Raw genomic sequence first — 18,852 nt, 5'->3', positions numbered from 1 at the left:
GCTAGATTCGGCGCATGACCACCAAGATCAAGAAATCCCTGCATACGGAGCTGGGCCACAGCACGCCCGACAGGATCACCGTGCGCGGGCGCGACCTGCCTTCGGAAATCCTCGGCCACCTCAACCTGGGCGACATGGCCTTCCTGGAGCTGACCGGGCGCATCCCGACGCCCCAGGAGTCGGTGACCTTCAATGCCATCGTCGTCACGCTGGTGGAGCACGGCATCACGCCCAGCGCCCTGGCGGCGCGCCTTACCTATGCGGGCGCTCCCGAAGCGCTGCAGGCCGCCGTGGCAGCCGGGCTCTGCGGACTGGGCACGGTGTTCGTCGGCAGCACCGAAGGCGCGGCCAGGATGCTCTACGAAGCAATCCCCTTCGGCGAGAAACCCACGCGCCCGCTCGCCGACATGGCGAAGGACATCGTGGCCGACCACCGCGCGCGCAAGCAGATCGTGCCGGGCCTGGGCCATCCGCTGCACAAGCCCATCGACCCGCGCACGCCGCGCCTGTTCCAGATCGCGGCGGAGAACGGGCTCTCCAGCCACTATGTCGCGCTGATGCAGGCGGTGCAGGAAGAAGCCGAGCGGGTGTCGGGCAAGTCGCTGCCGATCAACGCCACAGGTGCCATCGGCGCGATCGCGGCGGAGTTCGGTTTTCCCTGGAAGATCATTCGCGGCTTCGGCGTGATGGCGCGCGCCATCGGCCTCGTGGGCCATATCCTGGAAGAGATCGACGACCCGATGGCGGTGGAGATCTGGCAACGCGTGGAGAAGGAAGCCGGCGGCCCGCGCCAGGACTGAGCAAAGAACGATGAACAACGCCAACGACAAGAACTACCCCGACATCCGCGACGCCGTGCGCGACCTGTGCGCGCAGTTTCCCGATGCCTACTTCCGCAAGATCGACGAGGCGCGCGGCTACCCCGCCGAATTCGTCGATGCGCTCACCAAGGCCGGCTGGATGGCGGCGCTGATTCCGCAGGAGTACGGCGGCTCCGGCCTGGGCCTGACCGAAGCCTCGGTCATCATGGAAGAGATCAACCGCTGCGGCGGCAACTCCGGCGCCTGCCATGGCCAGATGTACAACATGGGCACGCTGCTGCGGCACGGCAGCGAGGCGCAGAAGCGCAACTACCTGCCGAAGATCGCCAACGGCGAACTGCGCCTGCAGTCGATGGGCGTGACCGAGCCCACCACCGGCACCGACACCACCAAGATCAAGACCACCGCCGTGAAGAAGGGCGACCGCTACGTCGTCAACGGCCAGAAGGTGTGGATCTCGCGCATCCAGCACTCCGACCTGATGATCCTGCTGGCGCGCACCACGCCGCTGGCGGACGTGAAGAAGAAGTCCGAGGGCATGTCGATCTTCATCGTCGACCTGCGCGAGGCCATCGGCAAGGGGCTCACGGTGCAGCCCATCCTGAACATGGTGAACCACGAGACCAACGAGCTGTTCTTCGAGAACCTCGAGATCCCGGCCGAGAACCTGATCGGCGAGGAAGGCCAGGGCTTCAAGTACATCCTGGACGGGCTCAACGCCGAGCGCACCTTGATTGCCGCCGAGTGCATCGGCGACGGCTACTGGTTCATCGACCGCGTGACGAAGTACACCAAGGAACGCGTGGTGTTCGGCCGGCCCATCGGGCAGAACCAGGGCGTGCAGTTTCCGATTGCCGAGGCCTTCATCGAAGTGGAAGCCGCGAACCTGATGCGCTACGAGGCCTGCCGCCTGTTCGATGCGCACCAGCCCTGCGGCGCGCAGGCCAACATGGCGAAGTACCTGGCGGCCAAGGCGAGCTGGGAGGCCGCCAATGCCTGCCTGCAGTTCCATGGCGGCTTCGGCTTCGCGTGCGAATACGACATCGAGCGCAAGTTCCGAGAGACACGGCTTTACCAGGTGGCGCCGATCTCGACGAACCTGATCCTGAGCTATGTTGCAGAGCACATGCTGGGCCTGCCCCGTTCGTTCTGAAGGACTTCCCATGAACTCCGTCGACCATCCGAGCAAGGTGCTCGCGACTTTCGCGGCCGAACTGCAGTTCGCCGACATTCCCGCCCCCGTGCTGCGCCGCACCGAGGACCTGATGCTCGACTGGCTGGGCTCGGTGCTGGCGGCCCGCACGGCGCGGCCCGTACGCAGCATCGAGCGCTTCGCCCGGACGATGGGCCCCGCGGAAGGCCCCAGCGAAATACTGACTTCGCGCCAGACCAGCTCGCCGCTGTTCGCCGCGCTGGTGAATGCGGCGGCCTCGCACTTCGTGGAGCAGGACGACGTGCACAACGGCTCGGTGTTCCATCCGGCCGCCGTCGTCATCGCGCCCGCGCTCGCGGTGGCGCAGAGCCTCGGTGCGAGCGGCGCGCAGCTGCTCACGGCCGTGGTCGCAGGGTATGAAGTCGGCATCCGCGTCGGCGAGTTCCTCGGCCGCTCGCACTACAAGACCTTCCACACGACGGCGACCGCGGGCACGCTCGCGGCGGCTGCTGCAGTGGGCCGCCTGCTGAACCTCACGCCGCAGCAGATGCTGCACGCCTTCGGCTCGGCCGGCACGCAATCGGCCGGCGTGTGGGAGTTCCTGCGCGACGCGGCAGACTCCAAGCAGTTGCACTGCGCGCACGCGGCGGCCAGCGGGCTGATGTCGGCCTACCTCGCGCAGGACGGCTTCACCGGCGCGGCGAAGATCCTCGAAGGTGCGCAAGGCCTGGGCGTGGGTATGTCTAGCGACGCCGACCCGGCCAGGCTCACCGACGGCCTCGGCACGCGCTGGACGCTGGCCGAAACCTCCTTCAAATACCACGCATCCTGCCGCCACACCCACCCCGCCGCCGATGCGCTGCTGCAGGTGATGCAGCAGAACAACCTGAAGCCCGCCGACGTGTCGCGCGTGACCACGCACGTGCACCAGGGCGCCATCGACGTGCTGGGCCGCGTCGATGTGCCGGCCACGGTGCACCAGGGCAAGTTCTCGATGGGCACGGTGCTGGGTCTGATCGCCGTGCACGGCCGCGCGGGCCTGGGCGAGTTCGACCGCGACTTCCTCGCGCCCGAGGTCTCGGCCTTCCGCGAGAAGGTGACGATGGAGCTCGACGAAGAGGTCGACACCGCCTACCCGGCGCGCTGGATCGGGAAGGTCAGCGTCCACACCACCGACGGCCGCAGGCTGCAGGGCCGCGTGGACGAGCCAAAGGGCGACCCCGGCAACAGCCTGGACCGTGCGGAGATCGAGGACAAGATGCAGCGCTTGGCGCACTACGGCGAAGGCGCCACCGCCGACGAGGCGAAGGCGCTGTGCGAGCAGGTCTGGAAGCTGGCCGATACGCCGCGCGTGGGGCGCTGGCTGATCGGCTGAAGCGGCTCAGGCGAAAAGTCGCCCCTGGCCAGGCACGCGCGGGTCGAGCCCGGCGGTGCCGACGAGGTCCCAGAAGCCGGCGGGCGAACTCGACACCACGGGCACCCGCAGGCGGGCTTCGACTTCGCGCACGGCATCGAGCGTGACCAGTCCGCCGCACGAGATGAGGATGCCGTCGGCGCCGGGCTGGGCTTCGAACACCTTCAGGCACAAATCGACCAGCACCCGGGTCGGCACTTCGCCCACGGCCTTCACGTCGGAGATGGAAAGGCCTTCGAGCGCGAGAGGCTCGAAGTCGCTCTGCTCCAGGTACTTGCGCAGGTGCTGGTTGACTTCATCGATGTACGCCGTGGCCACCGCCACGCGCCGCACGCCGAGGTGACGCAGTGCACCGACGATGGCGTTGCTCATGGTGGTGCAGGGCAATCCGGTGGCGCGCGTCATCTCGGCTTCGAGCTCCCGGTTGAAGGCCGCGCCGCGGAAGAAGCTCAGCGATGTGCCCATGAGCGAGACCACGCTCACGCCCTCTTCCTTGAGCGCCACGGCCTTCTCGACCACCGAGTCGATGACATCCAGATAGCCGCGCGTGGAAATCTCTCCGAGGCCCAGGCCTTTGGCACTGAAGCGGATGCGCTCGCCGTAGAGCAGCGGGCCGTCCACCGGCACTGCGCCGGCTGCGGGGGGGACTATCAGGCCGAGGTGGGGTGTTGTCATTTCAGTGTTTCGTGTTTTGTTTGTGGGTCTTTCGGGGCGTGTGCGAGCCGATCAACAAGTGCTCTGAGCGCTCACGCTGGCGGGGTACCTTGCGCAGCGAAATAAAGGAGGAGGGGCGAAGCCCCGGGGGACATTCGCGGAGCAAGGTACCCCGCCGGCGTGAGCAAGCCCCGAACAAAAAAACCTCAGTTCCCCTCAGCCACGATGCGCTGGTCAGAAATGATCTTCTTCCACCGCGAAGTCTCCGCAGCCATGTCCTTCCCAAGCTGCGATGGCGTTGAATAGGCACGCAGCGTGCCCTGCGCCGCGGCAGCAGCACCGGCCTCCGGCGTGTCGAGCACCGACTTCACCGCAGCCGACAGCTGCTCGACCACTTCGTTCGGTGTGCCAGCCGGCGCCAGCACGAAGATGCGCGGCGCCACGTCGAAGCCCGGCAACGCGTCGGCCAGCGGCGGCACGCTCTCCGCGCCTTCGAGCTTCGCCGTGTTCATCAGCGCCACCGCGCGCAGCTTGCCCGCCTTGGCCTGCGCCATGCCTGCCGTCGCGCTCACCACGCCAAGGGGAATCTGCCCGCCGATCACGTCCGGCACGATCTGCGCGGCGCCGCGGTACGGCACATGCACCACCGGACTGCCGGTGGATTGCTTGAGCATCTCGAAGCCCAGGTGCTGCACCGTGCCGACGCCCGACGTGGCATACGAATAGCGCGATGCATTGGCCTTGAGCTCCTTCACCAGTTCCGCGGGCGTCTTCGCGGGAAAGTCGTTGTTGGCGACGATCATCAGCGGCGAGATGAAGGCGCCCGCCACCGGCTTGAAGCTGGTGAGCGGATCGATGCCGATCTTCGGCTGCAGCAGCTTGGCGATGAGCAAGGCGCTGTCGCCCATCATCAGCGTGTACCCGTCGGGCGGCGCCTTGGCGACGAACTCGGCCGCGATGAGCCCCGTGGCGCCGGTGCGGTTCTCCACCAGCACCTGCTGGCCCAGCACCGCCGACAGGCGCACGCCGAGCAGCCGGGCCACCGCATCCACGCCGCCGCCGGCCGAATAGCCGACCACGAGGCGGATCGGCTTGTCGGGGTATTTCTGGGCGCGGGCCACGGGCGCCGCAAAGGCAAAGGCACCCGCAAGGCCCAGGGCCGCCATCGCGCGCAGTGCATGGCGGCGCTCGGGTCGATTCGCTTGTCTGGCTTTCATCTTGTCTCCGTTGTCTTGGTCTGAATCGCCGGCCGGCTGCTCAGGCCTTGCCCTTGCCGTGCGAGGTCGGCAGCTTCGCCAGCTCGCGCACGCGGTCGGCATTGGGAGCGAAGCCCAGGCCCGGCGTCTCGGGCAGCGTGAGCCAGCCCTGGTCGGGTACCGGCAGGCCGTCGAAGATCTGCTTGAGCATCTGCACCGCAACGTAGTGGTACTCGACCAGTCCGCCGTTCGACACGCCCGCATGCAGGTGCATGTTGTGGAAGGGCCAGGCGCCGCCGTTGTCGATGGGCACGTTGAAGGCCTGCGCCATGCCCGCGATCTTCAGCACCTGCGAGTAGCCGCCGGAGATGGTCACGTTGGGCTGCAGCACGTCGGCGGCCTGGTTCACCAGCAGGTCGCGGAAGCGGAAGGCCAGGCCCTCGTTCTGGCCGCAGGCCAGCGGAATGCGGGTGCGCGCGCGCAGCTGGGCCATCTGGCGCACGTCGTTCTGCGTGAGCGGCTCCTCGAAGAAGCTGATGCCGTAGGGCTCGATGCGGTGCGCCAGCTCGGTGGCGTGGAACAGGTCGAGGCCGCAGTTGGCGTCGACGTACAGCTTCACGTCGGGGCCCACGGCCTCGCGCACGGCCGCCACGCGGCGCACGTCCTCGGCGATGACCTCGTCGAGCGGGCGTGGCTCGTCGCGGCGCGCGAGCGCGTGGTTGCCGACGGTCATCTTCAGGCGCTGGAAGCCTTGGGAGACCCACAGCCTGGCGGCGGCGGCGAGCTGGTCGCGCTCGAAGAAGCCGAAGCCGAAGGTGGCGTACACCGGCACCCTGGCGCGCGCGCCGCCCAGCAGGCGCCACAGCGGCTGGCCGAGCGCCCTGGCCTTGATGTCCCACAGCGCGATGTCCAGCGCGGCGATGGTGTGGCTGGCATAGCCGGTCTGGCCGCGCGGCGAGAGCAGCCAGTAGAGCTTCTCCCACAGGCGCTCGGTGGCCATCGGGTCTTCGCCGATCAGCGCGGGGCCGGCCACTTCGCGCACGGCGGCGGCGATGATTTCTTCCTCGGTGATGGCGGTCATGCCGTGGCCGACGAGGCCGGTGTCGGTCTCGATCTCCGTAAGGCACAGCGACAGCGAGGTCTGCTTGTTCAGGCCGACCACGTCGATGGTCACGGGAATGTTCAGCGGCGTGGCGCTGACGCGAACGATCTTCAAGGGTGTCTCCTTTGGTTTGCGCGATCTTTGCGCGCGGGCCACGGGAGAACAATTCGTTTTTGGCGAGCGCGAGGCTTCGCGCGGCGCGAAGGCTGGCGCGCCCTCGCGTTCAGTCCGGCCGGCCGAGGTGCTCGAGCACGGAGCGCGCGGCCACGGTCAGGTCCTGCTGCCTGCGCACGCACAGCAGGTGCCGGCGCAGCGCCCAGGGCGCGTCGAGCTTCAGGCAGCGCAGCCGCAGTATCTGCAGCTGCGGCAGGATGGCCGCATAAGGCAGCACGCCGATGCCCACGCCCTGCTCCACCATGCGGCACACCATGTCGAAGCTGCCCACCTGCATGCGCACCTTCAGCGGCACCTGCGCTTCCAGCGCGGCGGCCAGCAGCACCCGGTGCAGCGCGGTGCCTTCGCGCACCACGATATGGTCGTAGCGCAGAACCTCTTCCACGCCGATGCGCTTGCGCCGGGCCAGAGGATGGTCGCGTGCGATCACCACGGCCAGTTCGTCGTTGCGGTACGGCAGGCATTCGAGGCCTTCGGCGGGCGTGTGGCTCTCGATCACGCCGATGTCGGCCAGGCCCGCCTGCACGGCCTTCACCACCTCGGTGCTGGCGCGCTCCTGCAGGTCGATCTTCAGCACCGGGTGCAGCCGCAGGAAGGAGCCGATCTGCGCCGGCAGGAACTGCGCGATGGTTGACGCGTTGGCCGTGATGCTGACCACGCCCGCCACGCCGTTCTGGAAATCGTCGAACTCGGCGCCGAGGCGGTCCATGGCCGAGAGCACGGCGCGCGCATGCAGCAGCAGGCCATGCCCCGCCGAAGTGAGCGTGACGCCGCGCGCATGGCGCACCAGCAGCGGCAGCCTGGCGCGGGCCTCGAGGTCGGAGATGCGCTTGCTGGCGGCCGCAAGCGCGATGTGGCAGCGCTTGGCGCCTTCGCTGATGCTGCCGTGGTCGGCCACGGTCACGAACAGGCGCAGCGACTTCAGGTCGGCGGACATGGCGTGCGCGCCCTCAGTGCGAAACAAGGTGGTCGAACAGCTCGCGCGCGGAAGCCGGCAGCTGCTCGCGGTTGCGCGCGATCAGCTTCAGCTCGCGCTCGGCCCAGGCATCGCTGAGCGCCACGGTCGAGATGCGCATCGCCATCGACAGGCGCTGCGCCGACGACGCCGGCAGCACGCCCACCCCCACGCCCGCCTCGATCATCAGGCAGATGGCCTCGAAGCTGCTCACCTGGATGCGCGGGTTGAAGCCCCGGCCCGCGAGCTCGGCGCGGCGCTGCAGGAAGCGGTGGATGGCGCTGCCGTGGTGCAGGCCCACGTGCTGCTCGTCGAGCGTTTCGGCGAAGGCCACGGAGGGCGCGCCCGCCAGGTGATGCGTGGTGGGCACCACCAGCACGAGCTGGTTGCTGCCGAAGGGGCGCGCGTCGAAGTCGCCGGTGTGCACGTCGCCCGCGAGGATGCCGATGTCGGCCTCGCCGTCGGCCACCGCGCGCACGATCTCCTCGCTCAGGTATTCGCGCAGGTCCACCTGCACGGCAGGATGCTGCGTGAGGAAGCCGGCCAGCTTCTGCGGCAGGTATTCGGTGATCGACGTGGTGTTGGCGAACACCCGCACATGGCCCTTGATGCCCTTGCCGAAGTCCTGCATGTCGCAGCGCAGGTGCTCCATCTGCTGCATCACGCGCTTGGCGTGGTACAGCACGGCCTGCCCGGCGGCAGTGAGCGTCACGCCCTGCGCGCTGCGGTGCAGCAGCTTGCCGCCCACCGCCTCTTCCATCTGCTTGATGCGGGTGGAGGCCGCGGCCAGCGAGATGCAGGCTTTCTCCGCACCGCGCGTGAGGCTGTGCGCGTCCGCCACGTAGACGAACAGTTTCAGGTCGAACAGGTCGAAGTGCAGGTTCACCGGGCGCGGGCACGAAGGAGGAAGGGAACGCGCATTGTCCGGCGAATGAAGCCGAAGCCGCGCCCGGACTGCTGCGGGTTTGTCCTCAGACCGGGTCCCAGCTGAACACGTCGGCCGAACGGTCCAGCGGGAAGAAGCTGGCACGCATCGCGGGCATGGCGTGCTCGGCGATGCTCTGCGGCGTCCAGCCCTCGGAGCGGTGGATGGAGCGCACCGGGCGCGGCTGGCTGATGAGCGAGATCTCGTTGTTGCGCACCGAGAAGATCTGCCCGTTGACCGCGCCGGCTGCATCGCTCGCCAGGTACACCGCGAGCGGCGCGACCTTGGCGGGCGTCATCTGCTTGATCTTGTCGACGCGGGCGCGCTGCTCGTCGGTGTCGGTGGGAATGGCGCCGATCATGCGGCTCCAGGCAAAGGGCGCGATGCAGTTGGAACGCACATTGAATTTCTGCATGTCCAGCGCGATCGACTTCGACAGCGCGACGATGCCGAGCTTGGCCGCCGAGTAGTTGGCCTGCCCGAAGTTGCCGATGAGGCCCGAGGTCGAGGTCATGTGCACCAGCGCGCCCGAGTTCTGCTCCTTGAAGTGCGTGGCGGCCGCGCGGCTCGCGTAATACGAGCCGTAAAGATGCACCTTGAGCACCGAGTCCCACTCGTCGACCGACATCTTGTGGAAGAAGCGGTCGCGCAGGATGCCCGCGTTGTTGACCACCGCGTCGATGCGGCCGAAGCTGTCGAGCGCGCATTGCACGATGCGCGCGGCGCTGGCGGCATCGGCCACGTTGTCGGTGTTGGGCACGGCCTGCCCGCCGGCCGCGCGGATCTCGTCGGCCACCTGCTGCGCGGGGCCGGCGCTGCCGCCTTCGCCGTCGAGCGCCGCGCCGATGTCGTTGACCACCACCTTCGCGCCATGCGCCGCCATCGCCAGCGCGATGTCGCGCCCGATGCCGCCGCCCGCGCCGGTGACGACGACCACTTTTCCTTCAACCATGCTTGTCTGTGCTCCGGATGTTCGCCCGCGCAATCGGCGGGCAAATCCAGAATGCCACAGGAGCGGCGGGCACGGGTTTCGGGTTTCCGAAGAGGGGCTTCGGCAAGGCCCCTGCGGCCTACTGCCGCGCGGTACGGATGTTCGCCGGCAGCGCCTGCGGCCAGCTCGTGCGGAACGGGTTGATGTCCAGCCCGCCGCGCCGCGTGTAGCGCGCATACACCGCGAGCTTGGTCGGCTTGCAGCGGCTCCAGATGTCCGTGAACATGCGCTCGGCGCAGGGCTCGTGGAATTCGTTGTGGTTGCGAAAGCTCACGATGTACGCGAGCAGCCCGGCCTGGTCGATGGGCGGGCCGCTGTAGCGGATCTGCACGCTGCCCCAGTCGGGCTGGCCGGTGACGAGGCAGTTGCTCTTCAGCAGCCGGCTGGTGAGGGTTTCGTTCACGTGCACCTGCGTGGTGTCGCTGCTCAGCAGATCGGGGGCGGGCTGGTAGCGGGTGCACTCGATGTCGAGCCGGTCGAGGTCGAGGCCGTCGATCTCGTGCACCGGTTCGCGGTCGAACAGCTCGGGCGTGAGCAGTTTCACGCCGATGCCGCCCGACTGGTCGCTGCCGCGCCAGGCGGCCTCGGCGAGGTCGGTGCGCAGGTGCTCGCGCACGGCGTCGATGCTGGCGAAGGTGCTGTTGTTGAAGCTGTTCAGATAGAGCTTGAAGCTCTTGCTTTCGATGATGTTGGGCGTCTCGCACGGGATGGTGAAGTGCGCGATGGCCAGCTGCGGCTTGCCGCGCGCATTGAGCCAGCTCACCTCGAACGCGGTCCACAGGTCGGCGCCGAAGAAGGGCAAGGCGCCGGACCTGATGCCCATGGCCTCGCGCTGCGTGGCGCGCGCGATGGGGAACAGCAGCGAGGGGTCGTAGCGGTCCGCGTAGGCCGAGGCGCGGCCCAGTTGCGATTGCTCGGGGGTGTTGGGGTTGTGGTCTGTGCTCATGGCTTTGGATCTCGGGCTTCGGCCGCGTGCGCGAACGGTGCGATGTGGTTGGCGAGGATGGCGCACACCTCGGGCGGCAGGTCGTGGCCCATGCCGGGTACGGAAACGAAACGCGAGCCCGGAATGCGCCGGGCGGTGTCTTCGCCGCAGGCCATGGGCACGAGCGCGTCGGCGTCGCCGTGCAGCACCAGCGCCGGGCACTGGATGCGTGGCAGCACCTGGGGGCGCTCGTCGTCCGCGCCGATGGCGAGCATCTGCCGCATCAGGCCGGCCGGGTGGTAGGAACGCCGCATGCTGAAGGTCAGGCGCTCCGCCAGCTCCTGGTCGGTCTGCGGGTAGGCGGGGCTCTGGATCAGCCGCAGCAGCCTGATGCTGTGCGCCACCAGTTCGGCCTCGCTCTTGCCCAGGGGCCGGCGCATGAGCATGGCCGTCACCTCGCGGCGCGGCCCGGGCAGGCCGCGCGCGCCGCTGGAACTCATGATGCTCACGAGGCTGGTGCTGCGCCGTGGCGCGAAGGCGGCGATGCGCTGGGCGATCATGCCGCCCATCGAGGCGCCGACGATGTGCGCCCGCGCGATGCCCAGCGCGTCGAGCACGCCGAGCGAATCGAGCGCCATGTCCTGCAGCGTGTAGGCCGAGCGCACCTTGAGGCCGAGCCGGTGGCGGATGGTCTGCCACACCACGTTGCCGGTGCCCGCGTGGTCGAAGCCCTGGCTCAGGCCGATGTCGCGGTTGTCGTGGCGCACCACGCGAAAGCCCGCGTCCACCAGCCGCTGCACGAAGCCGTTCGGCCATGCCACCAGCTGCATGCCCAGGCCCATGATGAGCAGGATGACGGGGCGCCCTTCGCCTCCGGTGTCGTCGACTTCGATCTGCAGCCCGTTGGCAGTGACTTTCATCGGTTCCTTTTTGCCTACTTGAACTCGCGCTCGCGCAGCCACTTGGTGGCGACCCACTTCTCGCCCGCCAGCACCGGCGCGCCGCCGTGCAGGGTGCGGGTGGCGGGGTCGGGCCGGTCGTAGCTGAAGAACACGCCGGTGCCGCGCACCGGGGCCACCTCGAGGCCCACGTCGGGGAAGGTGGTGGCGCCGCCGCCCTCGGGCTCCTGCAGGTACATGACGAGCGTGGCCACGCGCTGGCCGCCGCGCTTGAGGATGGTGGGCGTGCCGGGCTCGCCGGGGTCGAAGTAGTCGTAGTGCGGGCGGTACTGCGCGCCGGGGGCGTAGCGCAGTATTTGCAGGCCCTCGCCGAACTCGAGCGGCCAGCGCAGCAGCATGGCGATGCGCTGCTCCAGGCGCGCGACGATCTCGTTCTCGCCGCGCTCGAAGAACATGCCGTCGCTGGTGCGGTCGACGTTGAGCACCTCGCCGCCGGTGCGCGTTTCCACGGTGAGCGAGCGCGCCAGCCGCACCCGCGCGGCGGCGATCAGGCCCTCGCATTCCTCGCCCGACAGCAGGTTGCCGAACACCACCACGCGCGGATGGCGCATGGTCTGCAGCACCTGCACGCGGCGGTCGCTGGCATCGAGGTACAGCGGCGCGCCGTCGAGGTCGGGGCCGGGCATTTCGGTGCGCACGGGCGGCAGCGCCACCTCGACGTTGGGGAAACCGGCTTCGAGCTGGGCCAGTGCCGTATCGGCGGCGGCGTCATGCCAGCCGGCCGCGCGCATGGACGCGCGAAGCGCCGGCACCGAGTGCCCGGCCGCGAGCTGGGCCACCAGCCATTCGCGCAGTTCCGGACTGATCGCTTGCGACATCTCAGTAAACCTCCAAGTTGCGCCAAGACTCAAGACGCATGAAACCACCGCTGCTCGCGCCAGGAACACCGCGGAACCGGCTTTGCCGGGCCGCCGGTGTTGCCCCTTGGAAGGGGGTTGGGGAAGCGACACGAAGTGCGCGAAGACTGGGGGTCATCCCAGCCTTCTCCTGAACACCAGCCTTTCGGCTGTCGACACTTGAGCGTCGAAACCATAACCCTCGAGGTCGAACTTTTCCAGTGCCTTGGGCGTCGCTGCCTTGTGCTGCGCCGCCCATCGGGCCAGCAGGCCGCGGGCGCGCTTGGCGAAGAAGCTGACGATCTTGTACCTGTCGCCCTTCCACTCCTCGAACACGCATTCGACCACACGGGCCTTGAGCACCTTCCTGTCGACCGACTTGAAGTACTCCTGCGAGGCCACGTTGACGACCACCGGCGTGCGGTCGGCCGCGAGCCGCTCGTTCAGGTGCTCGGCGATGCGCGAGCCCCAGAAGGCGTAGAGATCCTTGCCGTGGCGGTTGGCCAGCGCGGTGCCCATCTCGAGGCGGTAGGGCTGCAGCAGGTCGAGCGGGCGCAGCAGGCCGTAGAGGCCGCTGAGGATGCAGACGTGGTCCTGCGCCCAGTCGAGCTGCGCCCGGGTGAGCGTGCGGGCGTCCAGGCCGCCGTAGACGTCGCCGTCGAAGGCGAAGGCGGCCTGGCGGGCGTTCCTGGGCGTGCTCTTGCTCGACCAGGCCTCGTAGCGGGCCACGTTCAGCGCCGAGAGCTTGTCCGACAGGTGCATCAGCTCGGAGATCTGCTGCGGCGACTTCTCGCGCAGCAGCTTGATGAGTTCGACCGAGGGGCCGCGCGGGGACTCGAAATGGGGTTGGGTGGCGGGGATTTCGGCGGGGACCGGGGTGTCGTAGTCGAGCGACTTCGCGGGGGAGAGCAGGAACAGCATCCCGGAATTATGAGTGGCCGAAGTGACCGGAGGCAGCGCCGGTAAAATCACCGGCAATCCCACCTCGTTACGACGGCACCCGAGGGTGCCGTTTTGCATTCCCCATGAGCGAACCCACCACCTCCCCCGCCCAACCCGGCCTCGACAGCCTGTCGAAATCGTTCGAACCCGCCGCCATCGAGGCGCACTGGGGCCCGGAATGGGAAAAGCGCGGCTACGCCAAGGCGGGCTACCGCGGCACGCAGCAGCCCAGGGAAGGCGCCGAGTCGTTCGCGATCCAGCTGCCGCCGCCCAACGTGACCGGCACGCTGCACATGGGCCATGCGTTCAACCAGACGATCATGGACAGCCTCACGCGCTACCACCGCATGAAGGGCGCCAACACGCTGTGGGTGCCGGGCACCGACCATGCCGGCATCGCGACGCAGATCGTGGTGGAGCGCCAGCTGCAGGAGCAGAAGATCAGCCGCCACGAACTCGGCCGCAAGAATTTCGTGGCGCGCGTGTGGGAGTGGAAGGAAAAGTCGGGCAACACCATCACGCAGCAGATGCGCCGCATGGGCGACACGGTCGACTGGAGCCGCGAGTACTTCACGATGGACGACGACCTGTCGAAGGTCGTGATGCACACCTTCGTGAAGCTGTACGAAGAAGGCCTCATCTACCGCGGCAAGCGCCTGGGCAACTGGGACCCGGTGCTCAAGACGTCGGTGAGCGACCTCGAGGTCGAAAGCGAGGAGGAAGACGGCTTCCTCTGGCACCTGTCGTACCCGCTGGAAGACGGCAGCGGCGCGCTGACCGTGGCCACCACCCGGCCCGAGACCATGCTCGGCGACACGGCCGTGATGGTCCACCCCGAGGACGAGCGCTACAAGCATCTCATCGGCCAGCGCGTGAAGCTGCCGCTGGTGGGCCGGCTGATTCCGATCATTGCCGACGACTACGTGGACAAGGAATTCGGCACCGGCGTGGTCAAGGTCACGCCGGCCCATGACTACAACGACTACGCGGTCGGCCAGCGCCACAAGCTCGAGATGATCGGCGTGCTGACGCTGGACGCGACCATCAACGACAACGCGCCCGAAAAATACCGCGGCATGGACCGCTTCGTGGCGCGCAAGGCCGTGGTGGCCGACCTCGACGCGCTGGGCCTGCTGGTCGAGGTGAAGAAGCACAAGCTGATGGTGCCGCGCTGCGCGCGCTCGGGCGCCATCGTCGAGCCGATGCTCACCGACCAGTGGTACGTGGCCATGACGCGCCCCGGCGCCGACGGCCAGTCGATCGCGCAGAAGGCCATCGACGTGGTGAAGTCGGGCGAGGTGCGCTTCGTGCCCGAGAACTGGGTCAACACCTACAACCACTGGATGGAGAACATCCAGGACTGGACCATCTCGCGCCAGCTCTGGTGGGGCCACCAGATTCCCGCCTGGTACGACGAGGAAGGCAACGTGTACGTGGCCGAGGACGAAGCCGCCGCGCAGGCCAAGGCGCCCGGCAGGAAGCTGACGCGCGACGAGGACGTGCTGGACACCTGGTACTCGTCGGCGCTGGTGCCCTTCTCTTCGCTGGGCTGGCCCGAAAAGACCAAGGAGCTGGAGCTGTACCTGCCCTCCACCGTGCTGGTGACGGGCTACGACATCATCTTCTTCTGGGTCGCCCGGATGATCATGATGACCAAGCACTTCACCGGCAAGGTGCCGTTCAAGGACGTCTACATCCACGGCCTGGTGCGCGACGCGCAGGGCAAGAAGATGAGCAAGTCCGAGGGCAACGTGCTCGACCCGGTCGACCTGATCGACGGCATCGCGCTGCCCGAGCTGCTGGACAAGCGCAGCCAGGGCCTGCGCAAGCCCGAGACCGCGCCCACGGTGCGCAAGAACACGCAGAAGGAGTTCCCGGAGGGCATTCCAGCCTTCGGCGCCGATGCGCTGCGCTTCACCTTCGCGTCGCTGGCCTCGCTGGGCCGCAGCATCAACTTCGACTCGAAGCGCTGCGAGGGCTATCGCAACTTCTGCAACAAACTGTGGAACGCCACGCGCTTCGTGCTGATGAACTGCGAAGGCCAGGACTGCGGCCTGCTGGAGCACACCAAGGAAGACTGCAAGGTCGGCGGCCCGGCCCACGGCTACCTGAAGTTCAGCCGCGCCGACTACTGGATCGTGTCGCAGCTGCAGCGCGTCGAGGCCGAAGTGACCAAGGGCTTCGAGGAATACCGCCTCGACAACGTGGCCAACACGATCTACCAGTTCGCCTGGGACGAGTTCTGCGACTGGTACCTCGAAATCGCCAAGGTGCAGATCCAGACCGGCGACGACGCGCAGAAGCGCGCCACCCGCCGCACGCTCATCCGCGTGCTCGAAACGCTGCTGCGCCTGGCGCACCCGGTGATTCCGTTCATCACGGAAGAACTGTGGCAGAAGGTGTCGAAGGTCGCGGGGCGCGAGGGCGAGTCGATCATGGTGGCGGCGTATCCGCAGAGCCAGCCGGAGAAGATCGACGAGGCGGCCGAGGCTCACGTGGCGCGGCTGAAGAGCCTGGTCGACGCATGCCGCACGCTGCGCGGCGAAATGAACGTGTCGCCCGCGATGCGCCTGCCGCTGTACGCCGTGGCCGACGACGCCGAGGGCGCTGCCTTCCTGCGCGAAGCGGCGCCCGTGCTGCAGGCGCTGGCCAAGCTCAAGGAAGTGAAGGTCTTCGACGACGAGGCCTCCTGGCAGGCAGCCGCGGAAGCGGCGCCGGTGGCGGTGGTTGGCGCCGCGCGCCTGTGCCTGCACATGGAAATCGACAAGGCGGCCGAGAAGCTGCGCATCGGCAAGGAAATCGCTCGCATCGAGGGCGAGATCGCCAAGGTGCACGGCAAGCTCGGCAACGAGGCCTTCGTGGCCAAGGCGCCGCCGGCCGTGATCGAGCAGGAGCGCAAGCGCCTGGCCGATTTCACCGCCACGCTGGAGCGCCTGCGCGACCAGCTTGTGCGCCTCGGCTGACAGACGGACAAAATACCGGGCGTTTAGGATGCTGGTTCGGCACTTGCTTGCCGCTCCTGCGACCACTCCCGGGACCCCCCCCCTTTCTTTCTTCCAACGAACCGACGCCGAACTGCCCATGTCCACACCATCGACACGTATCCGCAAGGCTGTATTTCCCGTTGCGGGCTTTGGCACCCGCTTTCTGCCCGCCACCAAGGCACAGCCGAAGGAAATGCTGCCGGTGGTCGACAAGCCGCTGATCCAGTACGCCGTCGAAGAGGCCTACGCCGCGGGCATCCGCGACATGATCTTCGTGACCGGCCGCAACAAGCGCGCCATCGAGGACCACTACGACACCGCCTACGAGCTCGAAAGCCAGCTCGAGGCCAGCGGCAAGACCGCCCTTTTGAACATCGCCCGCTCGGTCATGCCCGACGACATGACCTGCTCCTACGTGCGCCAGCCGCGCATGCTGGGCCTGGGCCATGCCGTGCTGTGCGCCGAGCACCTGGTGGGCAACGAGCCCTTCGCCGTGCTGCTGGCGGACGACCTGATGGTCGGCCCCAAGGGCGGCGAACCCGTGCTGGCGCAAATGACCGCGGCCTTCGCCCGCCTCGGCGGCTCGCTGCTGGCGGTGCAGGAAGTGCCGCTGGAGCACGTCAAGCGCTACGGCATCGTGGCCGGCGACCCGATCGAGGAAGGCCTGGTGAAGGTCAGCCACATGGTCGAGAAGCCGAAGCCCGAAGACGCGCCCTCGCGCCTGGGCGTGGCCGGCCGCTACATCCTGACGCCAGGCGTGTTCGCCGAGATCCGCAACCAGCCCAAGGGCGCGGGCGGCGAGATCCAGCTGACCGACGGCATCGCGGCGCTGATGAAGAAGGAATCGGTGTACGCGTACTCGTACAAGGGCATCCGCTACGACTGCGGCAGCAAGGAAGGCTTCCTGCAGGCGTCGGTGGAGCTGGCGCTGGCCCACCCTGAAGTGGGCGCGGAGTTCCGCGAATACCTCAAGAGCCTGAAGCTGTAACAGCGCTCGTCGCGCTTGTGCAAAGGGCCGCTTTCGCGGCCCTTTTCTTTTGCTTCCTCAGCGGCGCTTGAGCACGTGGATGAAGTCGGTGCCGACGGTTTCCTGCTCCATCAGCTCGTTGCCGGTCTGGCGCGCGAAGGCCTGGAAGTCGCGGATCGACCCGGGGTCGGTCGACACCACCTTCAGCAGCTGCCCGCTCGTCATCTCGTTGAGCGATTTCTTCGCCTTCAGGATGGGCAGCGGGCAGTTCAGCCCGCGCGTGTCGAGCTCGCGGTCAGCTTGCACTTCCACGCTCCTCGGGTTCCGGCGGCAGGTTCAGGCCTCGGCGGCGCTCTTCGTTTTCCGCCGCGGTGAAGAACACGGGCTCATGGCCGCGCGTGCGCAGCCAGTCGGCCAGCGCGTAGCCGGTGCCGGCCGGCCAGCACTTCAGGTCGGGCAGGTCGTAGAGGCGATAGTCGACCAGTTCAGGCGAAAGCTTCACCTCGCCGTCGGCCACCACGTGGTAGGCGATGATGACCTGGTTCATGCGCTGGAAGTCGTAGGCGCCGACGATCTTGAGGGCGCTGACGTCGAGGTTGGTTTCTTCCTTGACCTCGCGCGCAACGCCTTCCTCGGGCGTCTCGCCGGCCTCCATGAAGCCGGTGATCAGCGCGAACATCTTGCCCGGCCATGCCGCATTGCGCGCCAGCAGCACCTGGCCGCGGTACTCGACGATGGCCGCGAGCACGGGCGTGGGGTTGTTCCAGTGGGTGTGACCGCAGTTGGAGCAGCGCAGGCGCTCCTTGGGACCGCCGTCTTCCATCAGCGCGATCCACTCGAGCGGCGTGGCACAGACCTGGCAAAACTTGGGATGGGGCATGGGGTCTCTTTTCTTTTTATGGCGCCGCCTCGGTCAAGGCGGACGCGGGTTGGCTGAAGACGATCAGGCCGGGAACACGCCGGTGGAGAGGTAGCGGTCGCCGCGGTCGCAGACCACGAACACGATGGTCGCGTTCTCGACCGTCTTCGACACCTCGAGTGCGGCCCAGAGCGCGCCGGCAGCCGAGATGCCGCCGAAGATGCCCTCTTCGCGCGCAAGGCGGCGGCACATTTCTTCGGCGTCGTCCTGGCTCACGCTGATTTCCTGGTCGACCCGGCTCGGATCGAAGATCTTCGGCATGTATTCGGCCGGCCATTTGCGGATGCCCGGAATGCGCGAGCCTTCGGCCGGTTGCGCGCCGACGATGCGGATGGCGGGGTTCTTCTCTTTCAGGAAGCGCGAAACGCCGGTGATGGTGCCCGTGGTGCCCATCGCGCTCACGAAGTGGGTGACCTTGCCCTTGGTGTCGGCCCAGATCTCGGGGCCCGTGGTCTCATAGTGGATGCGCGGGTTGTCGGGGTTGGCGAACTGGTCGAGCACCCGGCCCTTGCCCTGCGCGACCATCTGCTCGGCGAGATCGCGCGCATATTCCATGCCGCCGCTCTTGGGCGTGAGCACCAGTTCGGCGCCGAAAGCCTTCATGGTCTGGGCACGCTCGACGGAGAGGTCCTCCGGCATGATCAGCACCATTCGGTAACCCTTGATGGCCGCGGCCATGGCCAGCGCGATGCCTGTGTTGCCGGAGGTGGCTTCGATCAGCGTGTCGCCGGGCTTGATTTCACCGCGCTCCTCGGCGCGCTTGATCATCGAGAGGGCCGGCCGGTCTTTCACCGAGCCTGCCGGATTGTTGCCTTCCAGCTTGCCGAGAATCACGTTGCCACGCTTGGCATTTTCTGCGGCATGGATGCGTTGCAGGGCGACCAGGGGGGTCTTGCCGATGGCATCTTCGATCGTCGGATAATTCATGGCAGCCA

18 protein-coding genes are annotated in these 18,852 nt (G+C 67.7%); 5 read left to right on the top strand and 13 right to left on the bottom strand.

Annotated elements, in window-relative coordinates:
* Nucleotides 1-14 precede the first annotated feature (14 nt).
* Genes WIX39_RS10855 through WIX39_RS10845 form a run of 3 tightly spaced genes read left to right on the top strand, consistent with a single transcriptional unit; the run spans nucleotide 15 to nucleotide 3,349 of the window.
* On the top strand, nucleotides 15-800 hold the full coding sequence (locus WIX39_RS10855; protein WP_106935365.1) for a citryl-CoA lyase: 786 nt from the start codon (nucleotides 15-17) through the stop codon (nucleotides 798-800).
* A 10-nt stretch (nucleotides 801-810) separates the two neighbouring features.
* Complete coding sequence (locus WIX39_RS10850; RefSeq protein ID WP_106935366.1) at nucleotides 811-1,974, top strand: acyl-CoA dehydrogenase family protein; 1,164 nt, start codon at nucleotides 811-813, stop codon at nucleotides 1,972-1,974.
* 10 nt (nucleotides 1,975-1,984) lie between these two features.
* On the top strand, nucleotides 1,985-3,349 hold the full coding sequence (locus WIX39_RS10845) for an MmgE/PrpD family protein (protein WP_106935367.1): 1,365 nt from the start codon (nucleotides 1,985-1,987) through the stop codon (nucleotides 3,347-3,349).
* A 6-nt stretch (nucleotides 3,350-3,355) separates the two neighbouring features.
* On the opposite strand, the gene WIX39_RS10840 is transcribed toward WIX39_RS10845, so the two are convergent.
* The 10 genes from WIX39_RS10840 to yaaA form a co-directional block, all read right to left on the bottom strand.
* The gene (locus WIX39_RS10840; RefSeq protein WP_106935368.1) at nucleotides 3,356-4,063 is read right to left on the bottom strand and encodes an aspartate/glutamate racemase family protein; all 708 of its coding nucleotides are present in this window, start codon (nucleotides 4,061-4,063) and stop codon (nucleotides 3,356-3,358) included.
* Nucleotides 4,064-4,248: 185 nt separating this feature from the next.
* Nucleotides 4,249-5,259 (bottom strand): Bug family tripartite tricarboxylate transporter substrate binding protein, encoded by a 1,011-nt coding sequence (locus tag WIX39_RS10835; protein WP_409195032.1) that lies wholly within the window; start codon nucleotides 5,257-5,259, stop codon nucleotides 4,249-4,251.
* A 40-nt stretch (nucleotides 5,260-5,299) separates the two neighbouring features.
* Nucleotides 5,300-6,454, bottom strand: coding sequence for a mandelate racemase/muconate lactonizing enzyme family protein (locus WIX39_RS10830; protein WP_106935370.1), 1,155 nt, complete (start codon nucleotides 6,452-6,454; stop codon nucleotides 5,300-5,302).
* A gap of 109 nt (nucleotides 6,455-6,563) precedes the next feature.
* Nucleotides 6,564-7,451: a LysR family transcriptional regulator gene (locus tag WIX39_RS10825; protein WP_081265770.1), complete on the bottom strand. Its 888-nt coding sequence runs from the start codon at nucleotides 7,449-7,451 to the stop codon at nucleotides 6,564-6,566.
* Between the two features lie 13 nt (nucleotides 7,452-7,464).
* Nucleotides 7,465-8,355: a LysR family transcriptional regulator gene (locus WIX39_RS10820; RefSeq protein ID WP_106935371.1), complete on the bottom strand. Its 891-nt coding sequence runs from the start codon at nucleotides 8,353-8,355 to the stop codon at nucleotides 7,465-7,467.
* Between the two features lie 85 nt (nucleotides 8,356-8,440).
* Complete coding sequence (locus WIX39_RS10815) at nucleotides 8,441-9,346, bottom strand: SDR family NAD(P)-dependent oxidoreductase (protein ID WP_106935372.1); 906 nt, start codon at nucleotides 9,344-9,346, stop codon at nucleotides 8,441-8,443.
* A 118-nt stretch (nucleotides 9,347-9,464) separates the two neighbouring features.
* On the bottom strand, nucleotides 9,465-10,331 hold the full coding sequence (gene queF / locus WIX39_RS10810; protein ID WP_106935373.1) for an NADPH-dependent 7-cyano-7-deazaguanine reductase QueF: 867 nt from the start codon (nucleotides 10,329-10,331) through the stop codon (nucleotides 9,465-9,467).
* Nucleotides 10,328-11,230, bottom strand: a complete 903-nt coding sequence (locus WIX39_RS10805; RefSeq protein ID WP_106935374.1) for an alpha/beta fold hydrolase — start codon at nucleotides 11,228-11,230, stop codon at nucleotides 10,328-10,330. Before WIX39_RS10805 ends, queF begins: the two co-directional genes overlap by 4 nt.
* A gap of 14 nt (nucleotides 11,231-11,244) precedes the next feature.
* A complete protein-coding gene (locus WIX39_RS10800; RefSeq protein WP_409195031.1) occupies nucleotides 11,245-12,087 on the bottom strand; it encodes a 2OG-Fe(II) oxygenase in 843 nt (280 codons plus the stop codon).
* Between the two features lie 153 nt (nucleotides 12,088-12,240).
* Nucleotides 12,241-13,026: a peroxide stress protein YaaA gene (yaaA, locus tag WIX39_RS10795; protein ID WP_409195030.1), complete on the bottom strand. Its 786-nt coding sequence runs from the start codon at nucleotides 13,024-13,026 to the stop codon at nucleotides 12,241-12,243.
* A 104-nt stretch (nucleotides 13,027-13,130) separates the two neighbouring features.
* On the opposite strand from yaaA, the gene WIX39_RS10790 reads away from it, so the two are divergent.
* Entirely contained in the window at nucleotides 13,131-16,010 is a 2,880-nt protein-coding gene (locus WIX39_RS10790; RefSeq protein WP_409195029.1) for a valine--tRNA ligase, read from the top strand.
* 118 nt (nucleotides 16,011-16,128) lie between these two features.
* Nucleotides 16,129-17,019, top strand: coding sequence for a UTP--glucose-1-phosphate uridylyltransferase GalU (galU, locus tag WIX39_RS10785; protein WP_409195028.1), 891 nt, complete (start codon nucleotides 16,129-16,131; stop codon nucleotides 17,017-17,019).
* A 57-nt stretch (nucleotides 17,020-17,076) separates the two neighbouring features.
* Here galU and WIX39_RS10780 read toward each other — a convergent pair whose 3' ends face one another.
* The 3 genes from WIX39_RS10780 to cysM form a co-directional block, all read right to left on the bottom strand.
* Complete coding sequence (locus WIX39_RS10780) at nucleotides 17,077-17,304, bottom strand: sulfurtransferase TusA family protein (protein ID WP_106937528.1); 228 nt, start codon at nucleotides 17,302-17,304, stop codon at nucleotides 17,077-17,079.
* Nucleotides 17,294-17,878 (bottom strand): NUDIX domain-containing protein, encoded by a 585-nt coding sequence (locus WIX39_RS10775; protein WP_081265761.1) that lies wholly within the window; start codon nucleotides 17,876-17,878, stop codon nucleotides 17,294-17,296. The genes WIX39_RS10780 and WIX39_RS10775 overlap by 11 nt, the downstream gene beginning before the upstream one ends.
* 63 nt (nucleotides 17,879-17,941) lie before the next feature.
* Nucleotides 17,942-18,844, bottom strand: coding sequence for a cysteine synthase CysM (gene cysM, locus WIX39_RS10770; protein WP_081265760.1), 903 nt, complete (start codon nucleotides 18,842-18,844; stop codon nucleotides 17,942-17,944).
* Nucleotides 18,845-18,852: the final 8 nt, after the last annotated feature.

Origin of the sequence: Variovorax sp. AB1(2024), from assembly GCF_037482385.2 — a bacterium.
In the GTDB taxonomy this organism is placed as follows: domain Bacteria; phylum Pseudomonadota; class Gammaproteobacteria; order Burkholderiales; family Burkholderiaceae_C; genus Variovorax.
This window is presented reverse-complemented; position numbering and strand designations above follow the sequence as displayed.

Excerpts from the sequence above, each read along its gene's own strand:
- WIX39_RS10840 (WP_106935368.1), bottom strand. The coding sequence starts at position 4,063 with ATGACAACACCCCACCTCGGCCTGATAGTCCCCCCCGCAGCCGGCGCA.
- WIX39_RS10800 (WP_409195031.1), bottom strand. The coding sequence starts at position 12,087 with ATGTCGCAAGCGATCAGTCCGGAACTGCGCGAATGGCTGGTGGCCCAG.
- WIX39_RS10815 (WP_106935372.1), bottom strand. The coding sequence starts at position 9,346 with ATGGTTGAAGGAAAAGTGGTCGTCGTCACCGGCGCGGGCGGCGGCATC.
- WIX39_RS10855 (WP_106935365.1), top strand. The coding sequence starts at position 15 with ATGACCACCAAGATCAAGAAATCCCTGCATACGGAGCTGGGCCACAGC.
- WIX39_RS10805 (WP_106935374.1), bottom strand. The coding sequence starts at position 11,230 with ATGAAAGTCACTGCCAACGGGCTGCAGATCGAAGTCGACGACACCGGA.
- WIX39_RS10845 (WP_106935367.1), top strand. The coding sequence starts at position 1,985 with ATGAACTCCGTCGACCATCCGAGCAAGGTGCTCGCGACTTTCGCGGCC.
- WIX39_RS10825 (WP_081265770.1), bottom strand. The coding sequence starts at position 7,451 with ATGTCCGCCGACCTGAAGTCGCTGCGCCTGTTCGTGACCGTGGCCGAC.
- WIX39_RS10775 (WP_081265761.1), bottom strand. The coding sequence starts at position 17,878 with ATGCCCCATCCCAAGTTTTGCCAGGTCTGTGCCACGCCGCTCGAGTGG.
- WIX39_RS10790 (WP_409195029.1), top strand. The coding sequence starts at position 13,131 with ATGAGCGAACCCACCACCTCCCCCGCCCAACCCGGCCTCGACAGCCTG.
- WIX39_RS10835 (WP_409195032.1), bottom strand. The coding sequence starts at position 5,259 with ATGAAAGCCAGACAAGCGAATCGACCCGAGCGCCGCCATGCACTGCGC.
- queF (WP_106935373.1), bottom strand. The coding sequence starts at position 10,331 with ATGAGCACAGACCACAACCCCAACACCCCCGAGCAATCGCAACTGGGC.
- yaaA (WP_409195030.1), bottom strand. The coding sequence starts at position 13,026 with ATGCTGTTCCTGCTCTCCCCCGCGAAGTCGCTCGACTACGACACCCCG.
- cysM (WP_081265760.1), bottom strand. The coding sequence starts at position 18,844 with ATGAATTATCCGACGATCGAAGATGCCATCGGCAAGACCCCCCTGGTC.
- galU (WP_409195028.1), top strand. The coding sequence starts at position 16,129 with ATGTCCACACCATCGACACGTATCCGCAAGGCTGTATTTCCCGTTGCG.
- WIX39_RS10850 (WP_106935366.1), top strand. The coding sequence starts at position 811 with ATGAACAACGCCAACGACAAGAACTACCCCGACATCCGCGACGCCGTG.